Origin of the sequence: Paenarthrobacter sp. PH39-S1, from assembly GCF_030063245.1 — a bacterium.
Lineage (GTDB): Bacteria > Actinomycetota > Actinomycetes > Actinomycetales > Micrococcaceae > Arthrobacter_M.
In genome coordinates, this window is the sequence record NZ_JASISR010000011.1 from 119,361 (window position 1) to 129,530 (window position 10,170).

Consider the following 10,170-nt stretch of genomic DNA (forward strand, 5'->3'; position numbering starts at 1 on the left):
AATTTTAGGCGGGCGCCGCCGCGCCTGCCTCAGGTGCCGCGGAGCGGCGGCATTTCCGCCACGGCCTGGTGTTCCGAACCGGCGGTGGCGATGGCCGCGTTCGAGGCCGCTCCGTAATCTTTGTGTCGAATTGGTCTCATTCTGCACGACCTGGCGTGTGGGGGTGTCCGCTCCCGAGGATCACGCGTAAGGTCCAAATCCTGCACCAAATTTTGCCGCCACGACATGTGGCCACGCCGCGGATGGCCGTCCACCCGCACGACGCTCTTGGGGAGCTTTTATGGACCAGTATCTGACAGTCAACGACTTGCTCGTCTATTCCGGAACCCTACTGATTGCCGCAGCGATGTTCGCAATTATTGGCGTCGCGTTCCTTGGCTGCCTGCTGCTCGCATTGGCAGCGAGGGGGCTCCAGTGGGCCAGTCTGAAGCTGACCGACGCCGTGCTCCGGCAGTGGGCTGAGTGGCACCAGCATGGTGGGGGGACGGATCAGTCGGTGCAGGGAATCGCCGACCCACGGCCGACGACGGAGGCCGTGACGGTGCTCGACTCCGCCACCGGGCACTAGACGGTACCTGCCCGGCCACGATTGCCGATGCTGGGACGGTAGGTCCGTCCCAGCATCGTCGCTCTTAGCAGCTAGTCGGTCTTGACGATGAATACATCGCAAGGCGCGTTGTGAGCCACGGTGTTGGCCACGCTTCCGAGGAGCCGGCCCATGCCCTGCATCCGCACGCTTCCGACAACAATCATCGACGCCCCGACCCGCTCGGCCTCCGAGATGAGGACCTCGTGCGGCTTACCCCGGACGGCCGCGTAGCTGATCTCCACGCTTGTTGTACCGAGTTGGTGACGACAAGCTGCGCCACCTTTTCCGCATCATCCGCGTCGGACACCACCCAGCGGTCACTGCCGATCTCAACAACTTCCGTCCTGTCGCCCTCATAGGCGGTCACCACCCGAAGGCTTGACTCCAGGGCTGTGGCCAACCGCACCGCACCGCGTGCGGCCTTCATAGCCGTCTCGCTTCCATCGACTCCGACAACGATGATCCCCGCCATTTTGCTGCTCCTTCGTTCGGCTGTGCAATCCCATAACACGTCCCTACATTAAGTCACATCTGAGAGTGCATCGTAGCCATGTGCTGTTATTGAAGGTGCGACGACAGAGCAGCCGCACCCAGCACAAGGGCGCCGAGGCAATCCCGACGTACGATTCTGACCAACGGAGGTCTACCCAGCAGATACCGCGCATGAGATGAATGGTCCCGTTATGACGATTCTCCCCGAATTGGCCATCACCGGATCGATCGGGCATCTTGGTGGTCTTCTGGCCCGGCGGCTCGCCCGGCGGCCTTGGACGGGGTGAAGGTGCTTTTCATGGTCTCCGCGGCCGAGGCGCAGGATCGCCTGCAGCAGCATTATGCGTTCATCGACGCCGCCGCCGGGGCTGGAGTGGACCCACATTGTCTACACCTCCTTTTTCGGCGCGGCGCCGGAGGCCACGTTCACGCTGGCCCGCGATCATTGGGCCACGGAGGAATACATCAAGGTGTCCGGTATGGCGGACACGCTGCTGCGGGATAACTTCTACCTGGACTTCCTGCCCGAGCTGACCGGGGACGACGGCGTAATCCGAGGACCGGCGGGCGACGGCAAGGTTGCGGCCGTGACCCGGTCGGACATTGCCCGGGTTGCCGCCGACGTTCTTCGCGCGCCGGCTGAGCACGCCGGTGCCACCTACGATCTCACCGGGCCGGAGGAACGCACGCTGGCGGAAGCGGCGGAGATCATCTCGCAGGAGACCGGCCGCCGCGTCACCTTCCACAACGAAACCACGGAGGAGGCGTAGGCCTCCCGTGCCGGCTACGGTGCGCCGCGGTGGCAGAAGGATGCGTGGGTCAGTACGTATTCGGCGATGGCTGCCGGGGAGCTGTCCGGGCTGACGACGGCGGTGCTGGACCTGACGGGGACGGCGCCGATGTCGCTGCGCGATTTCCTGCGGAGCTGATCCCTGCGGGACAAGCGACTCCCTCGCCGAGAACGGGTCTCCCCCGCGGCGGACCATCGAGGACGGGTCTCACCCGTGAAGACGGTGCTGCCCGGCACCGTTTTCACGGGGCCGCCCCGCTTTCGGCGAGCCAGCCCCGCGGGGCAGCGGATTTGGGCGGACTATTCAGCCAGGGGACACGATGAATCAGGCGAATCCGACGGTGCCACGATCCGCGGCGTGGGCGCGGACGCGGACGTGGCCGCCGTTCCTATTCCCAGCCCGACGACGGTCCCCGCCAACCGAGCCGTGGTGCGTTGCAGCGTTCGAGGCGGAAGCCGAACGGAGCAGAATCAGCACCATCAGTGGAATCCAGTAGGCGCGGTCGCCGCCGGGCAGCAGCCGGGCCAGCGCGTCGGTCCCCGTAACGAGGACGGCCAGCCGGATGGCGTGCCGGGCGATCCCCGCAGACCGCGCGGGCGGTCGGGCCGGGATCCGGCAGATAAGCTGGGCGCACCATATCCACGCGCGCCGGGAGGACCCAGATGACCATTGCCACAGCCGATCTCTATGACGAGCGGGGCGAGGAGCTCCAGTCCGTGCCCATTCAGTTCCGTGACTTCGGCGCGGTCAAGGCATTCAGCGGTCCCGCCAGGACCGTCCGCTGTCACGGTGACAATGCGCTATTCAAATCGATTGTCTCCACCCCCGGGCACGGCGCCGTGATGATCTTGGACGGCGGCGGCTCGCTTGAGTCCGCCCTGATGGGAGATATGATCGCCCGGCTCGCCGTGGACAACGGCTGGGCCGGCGTCGTCATCAACGGACCGGTCCGCGACAGTGAAGCCCTCGCCACGATGCCGCTGGGCGTGAAGGCTCTTGGCACCAATCCACGCAAGAGCAGCAAGGACGGGACCGGTGAGGCGGACATTGTTGTGCAGCTCGGCTCCGTCACCATCCGGCCCGGGGCCATGGTCTATTGTGATCCGGACGGGATCCTCGTCGAGCGCGCCTAAGTATGGACCTCGATCAGCGGGACCGCCGGACTTTGGCCTGGTGGGACAGCGAGGTGAGATAGCGGCCGGCCGGGAATACTACCGGCCGGCCGGAGCCGCGGCAACGCGTCCGGAAACGGCCTCGGGACGCTCCCTCACCCTGCCGGTGCGCCCTCTGCGTTTCCGGACCGCTGCGACAACCCTGCAGGCAGCGTAAATGAGGAACGAGATGGTCGTGACGTACGGGCTGATCGGCACCGAGCCACCGAGCGCTAGAAGCATTCCGCCGACCATCGACACGACCGCGAAGGCCACGCTCAAAACCGGGACAAGGACGGGTGAGGCCGACACCCGCAGCGCCGCTGCCGCCGGCGTCACCAGGATCGACAGGACGAGCAATGCCCCGACAATCTGCACGGACACGGCGACTGCGAGGCCGAGCAGCAGCATGAAAATGATGGACAGAACCCGCACCGGGACACCCCGGGCGGCGGCCACGTCGGCATCGACGCTGGCAAACATGAGCGGACGCCACACGATCGCCAGACCAACGAGGATGACCGCGGAGATGATGAGCAGCGATGTCAGGCGCGGGTCGTCAATGGCAACGATCTGCCCTGTCAGCAAGCCGAATTTATTGGCCGAACGACCCGAGTACAGCGCCAGGCTCAGGATGCCCAGACCGAGGCCGAAGGGCATCAGCACGGCCGTGATGGAGTTCCGGTCCTGGGCCCGGGACCCCAGAATGCCGATCAGCAGCGCGGCGATCAGCGAGCCGGCCAGGGATCCTTCAACCACGCCGAATCCGAACAGCAGGCCCGCCGATGCGCCGGCGAAGCTGAGTTCACTGATCCCGTGCACGGCGAAGGGCATGTCCCGGGCGACGACGAACACGCCGATCAGGCCGCCGACAATTCCCAGTGCTGCGCCGGCCAGGAGAGAGTTTTGCAGCAGTACGAGGAGTTCACCGTAGTTCTCGAACTGGAACAGTTGAGACCACAACGAGGCATCGGCGGCACGCAGACTGGCCGTTGACAGTGTTTCGATCATGGTTTTGTGGCGCCTTCCGTGACGTCCGGGCCGCCGTGGTCCGGTTCATGTTGGGCGTCGTGGAGAACGTCCAGTCCGTCGGGATGTGAATGCGGCCCGTCCGGTGCGCCGACGACGACGATGCGGCCGTGCGTCCGGATAACGTCCACGGGCGAGCCGTACAGGTCACTGAGCACATCGGAGCGCAGCACTTCGTCGGGAGAGCCGATACGAAAGCGGCCGCCGGCAAGGTAGAGGACGCGGTCGACCATGCCGAGGATGGGATTCACATCATGGGTGACAAAGAGGACACCGAATCTACGCTCACGGCGGTGCCGGTCGATCAGTTCGCTGACGAGTCGTTGGTGGGCGAGGTCGAGGGACAGCAGCGGCTCGTCGCACAGCAGAAGCCTGGGACCGCCGGCCAATGCCTGGCCGACGCGCAAGCGCTGCTGTTCGCCGCCGGAAAGAGTTGAGATCGGGACCTTGGCATACGGCCGGCCACCGACGGCGTCGAGGACTGCAGCGACATCCGTGCGGCGCCTGCGGGAAGGCAATGGAAATCCCCACCGGTGCCCGTCCAAGCCAAGTGCCACCAGGTCACGCGCGCGCAGCGGCGTACCTTCGCCGGCCGGTTTCTGCTGCGGGATGTACCCGATGCGGCGGTTGCCGCGGGCAAGGGGTTCGCCCAGGAAAGTCACTTCGCCGCTGAGCAGCCGCTGCTGGCCGAGGATGACCTTCAGCAGACTCGTCTTACCGGAGCCGTTGGCTCCGAGCACAGCGATGAATTCACCGGCCGCTACGTCCAGGTCGAGCCCGCTCCAGAGAGTGCGTTCGGCGAAGCCGAGCGTCGCATTGCGCAGCCGGAGCACGACGCCGGCGCCGCCCTGGGCGGGCGGGTCCGCCGTCGTGCCGGTGATGTCAATTGTCACAGGGCCATTATCCAATAGTTGCGGCGCTGCCGTGCCGGCCGTGGCGGCTGCTACTGGGCAAGTGCCGCTGATATCGCGTTCAAGGTATCGCTCATCCAGCCGACGTAGTCCTTACCTTCAGGCAGTGTCTCGGTGACGGGAACGACGGCGATACCGTTGTCCTTCGCCGCCGTCAGTACGGCCTCGGCCTGTGCACCGGGGGCCTGCTCGTTGTAGGCGAGCAGCTTCACCGCGTGGCCGCTGTAGAGGGCGAGTGTTTCCTGCAGCACGCTCGGCGCCACGTCCGTGTCTTCTTCCACGGCCTTGCTGAACTCGACGGACGTCTTGTTCTCGAGTCCGATTGCATCCAGCATGTACAGCGGAACGGGCTCCGTGATGGAAGCGCCAACGCCGGTGTACTTCGTCTTCAGATCGGCCTCCTGCTGCTCCATCGCGGCAATCCTGCCCTTGAGAGCGTCGGCATTGCCGGCGAAAACCGCCGCATCCTTTGCATCAACCTTTGAATAGGCGCCCTCGATTTGATCGATGACTTTCTGCACCGTGGCGAAGTCATACCAGACGTGCTCGTTCAGGGCGCCGTTTGCGGAAGCCTGCCTGCCCGAGATGTCCACCGCGTTGAGCCGGACTGCCGATTCGTTCCGGGCCGCGGTAATCATCGTGTTGACGAAATCGTCGTAGCCGCCGCCGTTCTCCACGATAACGTCCGCTTTGGACAAGGCGAGCTGGTTCTGTGCGTTTGCCTCGTACTGGTGCGGGTCCTTGGCCGGATCATCAATAATCGAGGTGACAGCAACATGATCCCCGCCGATGGTCTGGGCAATGGAGCCCCAGACGTCCGTTGAAGCCACCACGTTAATGGTGCCTGAGGCGGCGGTTCGCTGGGCATCGGCGGACGAGCATCCGACAAGAGTCAGCACGGTGGCGACGGCTAGGAGCGGAACGGCGATCAGCTTGCGGTTCATGGGACCAATCTGGCTAAGAACGAAGTTTAGGGAGGACGGACAGGCTCGTTGCGGTGCGGAAGCCCCGGACCAGCGCGCCGTCGCGGATGGGCCGCCATCGCTTTCAAGAATATGGCTAATGAGAATCAGAGTCAATATCAGTAACGCTACCAAGGCAACGATGTGTGCGCCCGCCCCGTTACCCCCGTTACCCCCGGGACCGGGCGGAAGCCGGACGCGGGCCGGCCGCTAGCTGCCTACACAGCGCGGCTGCCGGACCTTAGCGGAAGTTTGAGGCCCCGAGCAACGGCCGCAGCAAGGCCTTCTTCCCCGCGTCGACGCGCAACAGCGTCCGCGTATCCGTTTGGAAAAACGCCAGCACCGTTTCCGCAGCAACGCACTGCGCGCCCGTAACGGGATCGTGGATGGCGTAGGCCACGGTCAGGCTGGCTCCGTTGATGGCGCCGATCCATACCTCGACGCGTGCCGGGATGTTGCGGTAATTCAGCGGCATCAGATATCTGACGCGGTGTTCGGCCACTTGCGCCTGGGTCCCCTCCGGCATGTTATTGAACACCGGCAGCTCCACATCCAGCCCGGGCAGGCCGGTACCGGCGGGGGTCCGAAGGCGTGGATACGTGCCTCCTCGAGGATCCGGATGACCTCCACATTGTTGATATGCCCGTAGGCGTCCATGTCTCCCCAGCGCATGGGGACGGAACATGTCAGCCGGCGTCCGCCGTCCTGCCCGGTTTCCGCACTCACGGTGTGCTCCCTTCGACCGACCCGGTGCCCGACGCAGCGGACGCCGCCGCGGTCACGGCGTTGACGGACCTCGGGCCTTCCCGCAGCAGATGTGCCATTGTGTCGACGCTGTTGGCGATGCGGTCCGCCGCATCCAGCACGGCGGGCAGAACGTCGCGCGGAAAGTCCGGAGCCTGCCGCAGCCCCAACTCCAATTCGGCGTACGCGCTCCGCAGGCTGCGGGCACCGCGCGGCGCGGAACCGGTCGCGGCCGCGTTCTCGCAGGCGAGCAGGGTCCCGCCCACGCCGGCGATGTAGGGTGCCAGCGGGTCCAGCATTTCCGCGACGGGACGGCCGTTCTGGCGCAGCGAAATGCGCGCGGCGTCGAGCACCATGGCGGCCTGAATAAGCAGGTGGCTTTGCACCAGCACACCCTCGCTGATGTACAGAATCCGGTGACCAGTCACCGGCTCGGCCTGCGTTCGGTCCAGCGAGGCCTGGGCATTGGAGCGGGCAAGGCGCGCATCGATGCGCGCGGCGTCAATCCGCGGCTTCCGGGCCTGTGGATCGGTGATCGCGACAAGGTACCGGCGGTACGCAGCCAGCAATTCGGCCATCCGGGTGGGCAGGTAGGCGCGCTCCCAGGCGGGCCACGCAAGTGTTGCCGCGACGGCCAGAACACCGGCCAGCGCGGTATCCAGCAGGCGCGGGACGACGACGGCGGACGCCGGCGAGCCGGCTAGGTCAAGGAGGGCGACAAGATAGGCCGCGATCCAGGTCCCCATGAACAGGGCGTTCGGCGCACCGGCGGAACGGACCGCGAAGACGAAAACCACCACCAGTCCGATCAGCGCGTAACTGCCCGCGGGCGCAAGCAGGAAAGTGGCGGCCGTGCCGATGCCGAGCCCGATCAGGGTGCCGAACAGACGGGCGCTGGTGCGCTGCAGCGTGGCGGCGAAGTCGGGACGCAGGAGCAGCAGCACCATCAGCGAAACCCAGTAGCCCCGATCCCCGCCGGGCAGCAGCCGGGCCAGGCCGTCTGTGGCGGTGACCAGGACGGCCAGCCGGACGGCGTGCCGGGCAATGGCGGAGTTGAAGTGCAGGTTCGCCCGCAGCGTACCCAGCGGGGCCTGCAGCGCAACGCGGGCATTCCCGACCTTTGCTGCCGGCTCGGCGGCCCTTCCCTCCAGCGCTCCGGGCGTGACGATCCGCCCGCATGCCCGGAGCTGGCCACTCAGGGCGCGGGCGTGCAGGAGGGCAAAGTGCCCGGTCGGAGAATCCGGAAATCGTCCCATCACTTCCGCCATCCCGGCCAGTGCCGCCGAAGCCGGCTGCAGGGCGCCGTCGTCGAACTTCTGGCCCTTACCCAGTGCCTCGGCCACGGCATCGAGCGCGTTTCCGGCTGCCAGCAGCAGCTCATGGACGGTCTCGCGCTGCTGCTCCCGCCCCGCGCGCTCTAACCTCTCAACGCAGTACGCGAGCGCCATCACCTCGAGCCTGATCCGCTCCGCTTCGTCGAGCAGCGCACGGTAGGACTGCATGCTCGGTCCGTGCCCGTGGCCGAACCCGGTAAGCGTTTCCCGCGCCTTGTCGAGCACCGCCGCGGCGCCGGGCGCCATCCGCTTCGGCTGCGGTGAGCGGGCCCGCTCGGCGAGCTTTCCGTACAGGGCCGCGAGCACTGCCCGTTCCGGTGCATGCCGGTGCAGGGGCCAGCCGGCGACGGCGAACAGGCTCTGCAGCAGTCCTGCCGCGGTAATCAGCGCCCCGATGCCCAGCGCGTTGCCGGGGGTCTGCGGGAAGCGGTTTAGCACAATCGCGACGGCCGTGGCCGCGGTGCCGATCTGCGAAACATTGGCGCCGAGCGAGAGCAGCATGCCGGTGATGAAGGCGAAAACCGCAACCAACAGCAGCGACAACGGCACGGAGGGGGCGCAAAGAATGCTTAATCCACCGCCGATTCCGGCCGCCACGGACGTCGTGACCATCCGCGCCAGCCGCAGCCGGTACCCGCCCGGCCGGTCGGAAAACGCGGCGAACATGGCCCCGACGGCGCCGAAGACTCCGACGCCGATGTTCCCGGCCGCCACCCCAACGACGAGCGGGACGGCGACCCCCACCGCGTTCCGGGCGGCCACCACGGGGTCCGATTGGGAAAAGTCCAACCGCAGCGATTGTCTGACGGTTGCGGAGATCGAGGTCAGCGCGGGCACCCTTTCAGTATGGCACCGGGCGGCAGGCCCGGGCCAAGGGGGACGGGAATCGGCCGCCGGGTCGCCTGGTCAGCGGGATTCTGGCCGAACGGGTGGCGGTCCTCATGAGCCGTCACAGAAAATCCGTCGCCGCGCATGCGATCCACATTTCCGATAAATCTCTGGTGTTCTTAAGACTTCTGCCGGTCTCGGCTTCGATACGTTGAAGCCGGTATACCAATGTCTGACGATGGATTCCCAGGGCCGTCGAGGTCGCAGACCAGTTCCGATCGTGCTCAAGGAAACAGCGGAGAGTTTCAAACAGTCGCGTCCGCTCCCCCGACTCGGTAAAGAGAGATCCTAGGACCTTCCGGACAACCTCACGCGCTTCTGCCGCCGATCGAGGAAGGAGCGAAAGCTCGACGTCGCCGTAGTACGCCACCCGGCGCTCACCCTCGCGCACTGAACCCAGCGCCCAGGCAGCGGAACGGACCGCGTCGCGGACATCCCGGATACCGGTGAACGTGGTGGAAACTCCGATCCTTTGGCACAGCGGAAGCAGGAGTTCGCACGCCGTTTTGGTGTCGCGTGCGTTGATCCAGCAGACAAATTGGCCGTGGTGTTCAACGGAGGCGTTTGCTATGCCAGCCAAAACCAGTAGCAGCTGAATTTCCTCTGCTGCATCGGCCGGGACCGCCAACGCCGCGAATTCCATGCCGACCAGACCGAGATCCTTGGCCGCTTGTGCCGTGTTTCCGGTTCCGGTTCCGGTTCCGGTCTGACCGATGAGAATCGAAGCAATCAACTGTGTTCCCCGTGCCATGAGCCCCAGCTTCGCGGCCATCACACGATCCACCTCAACTGCAACCGCATCGCGCAGGTGCAGGGCGGTAAAAGAGTCGAGCATTTCACCGCCTTGCTCGGATATCGCCAGGACAGCATCATGCTGAGAGGGAATCTTCCAGACGCTCACTTCGTCTTTTGCCGCCTTTCGCAGCCGGTCGGCATGGCCGGGCGCATCCACTCCGGTCCTGTGACGGACACGCGTGACGAGATCCTCGTCCGGGACCAGCATGCCGGCTAAGAGTGTGGCTCCCGTTTTCGCATCGAGCACGCACATATTGACACTGAAGACCGCCTCCAGCTTCGAGACGAATGTCTCCGGCTCGACGACCTGGTCGATCAAAACGCGGTATAGCCTGTTCAGCGTCAGCATCTGTTGCGTCTGACCCGGATCCGCGAGTAGTGGCTTTTTGAGGCCGGAATTCTGGCGGGGGCGTGAATTTCGGCAACTTTTGGGTCCGGGCATGACAAAAGCCCGGTTGTCGTGTCGGGTGGGCGGAGGCTCCAT

At 65.7% G+C, this 10,170-nt stretch carries 11 protein-coding genes and 1 pseudogene; 3 read left to right on the forward strand and 9 right to left on the reverse strand.

Annotation, left to right across the window (positions count from 1 at the left end; all coding sequences use genetic code 11):
* Positions 1-280 precede the first annotated feature (280 nt).
* The gene (locus QMG52_RS09245; protein ID WP_283560117.1) at positions 281-568 is read left to right on the forward strand and encodes a hypothetical protein; all 288 of its coding nucleotides are present in this window, start codon (positions 281-283) and stop codon (positions 566-568) included.
* Between the two features lie 71 nt (positions 569-639).
* Here QMG52_RS09245 and QMG52_RS09250 read toward each other — a convergent pair.
* A pseudogene (locus QMG52_RS09250) lies at positions 640-1,061 on the reverse strand (universal stress protein).
* A 361-nt stretch (positions 1,062-1,422) separates the two neighbouring features.
* Between QMG52_RS09250 and QMG52_RS22190 the strand changes: the two are divergent.
* A complete protein-coding gene (locus QMG52_RS22190; RefSeq protein ID WP_502920474.1) occupies positions 1,423-1,851 on the forward strand; it encodes a Rossmann-fold NAD(P)-binding domain-containing protein in 429 nt (142 codons plus the stop codon).
* 14 nt (positions 1,852-1,865) lie between these two features.
* Here the strand turns inward: QMG52_RS22190 and QMG52_RS22195 are convergent, their stop codons facing one another.
* Complete coding sequence (locus tag QMG52_RS22195; RefSeq protein ID WP_502920475.1) at positions 1,866-2,024, reverse strand: hypothetical protein; 159 nt, start codon at positions 2,022-2,024, stop codon at positions 1,866-1,868.
* Between the two features lie 510 nt (positions 2,025-2,534).
* Between QMG52_RS22195 and rraA the strand changes: the two genes are divergently transcribed.
* The gene (rraA, locus tag QMG52_RS09260) at positions 2,535-3,005 is read left to right on the forward strand and encodes a ribonuclease E activity regulator RraA (RefSeq protein WP_283560118.1); all 471 of its coding nucleotides are present in this window, start codon (positions 2,535-2,537) and stop codon (positions 3,003-3,005) included.
* A gap of 78 nt (positions 3,006-3,083) precedes the next feature.
* On the opposite strand, the gene QMG52_RS09265 is transcribed toward rraA, so the two are convergent.
* The 7 genes from QMG52_RS09265 to QMG52_RS09290 all read right to left on the reverse strand — a co-directional run bounded on the left by QMG52_RS09265 (position 3,084) and on the right by QMG52_RS09290 (position 9,843).
* Positions 3,084-4,034: a metal ABC transporter permease gene (locus tag QMG52_RS09265; protein ID WP_283560119.1), complete on the reverse strand. Its 951-nt coding sequence runs from the start codon at positions 4,032-4,034 to the stop codon at positions 3,084-3,086.
* Entirely contained in the window at positions 4,031-4,945 is a 915-nt protein-coding gene (locus tag QMG52_RS09270) for a metal ABC transporter ATP-binding protein (protein WP_283560120.1), read from the reverse strand. Before QMG52_RS09270 ends, QMG52_RS09265 begins: the two co-directional genes overlap by 4 nt.
* 50 nt (positions 4,946-4,995) lie before the next feature.
* A complete protein-coding gene (locus QMG52_RS09275; protein ID WP_283560121.1) occupies positions 4,996-5,907 on the reverse strand; it encodes a metal ABC transporter solute-binding protein, Zn/Mn family in 912 nt (303 codons plus the stop codon).
* A gap of 259 nt (positions 5,908-6,166) precedes the next feature.
* Positions 6,167-6,463, reverse strand: a complete 297-nt coding sequence (locus QMG52_RS09280) for an acyl-CoA thioesterase (RefSeq protein WP_349361682.1) — start codon at positions 6,461-6,463, stop codon at positions 6,167-6,169.
* Complete coding sequence (locus tag QMG52_RS21930) at positions 6,400-6,597, reverse strand: thioesterase family protein (RefSeq protein ID WP_349361683.1); 198 nt, start codon at positions 6,595-6,597, stop codon at positions 6,400-6,402. The genes QMG52_RS09280 and QMG52_RS21930 overlap by 64 nt, the downstream gene beginning before the upstream one ends.
* 50 nt (positions 6,598-6,647) lie before the next feature.
* A complete protein-coding gene (locus QMG52_RS09285; protein WP_283560122.1) occupies positions 6,648-8,840 on the reverse strand; it encodes an FUSC family protein in 2,193 nt (730 codons plus the stop codon).
* 112 nt (positions 8,841-8,952) lie between these two features.
* Positions 8,953-9,843, reverse strand: a complete 891-nt coding sequence (locus QMG52_RS09290; protein WP_283560123.1) for a PucR family transcriptional regulator — start codon at positions 9,841-9,843, stop codon at positions 8,953-8,955.
* Between the last annotated feature and the right edge of the window lie 327 nt (positions 9,844-10,170).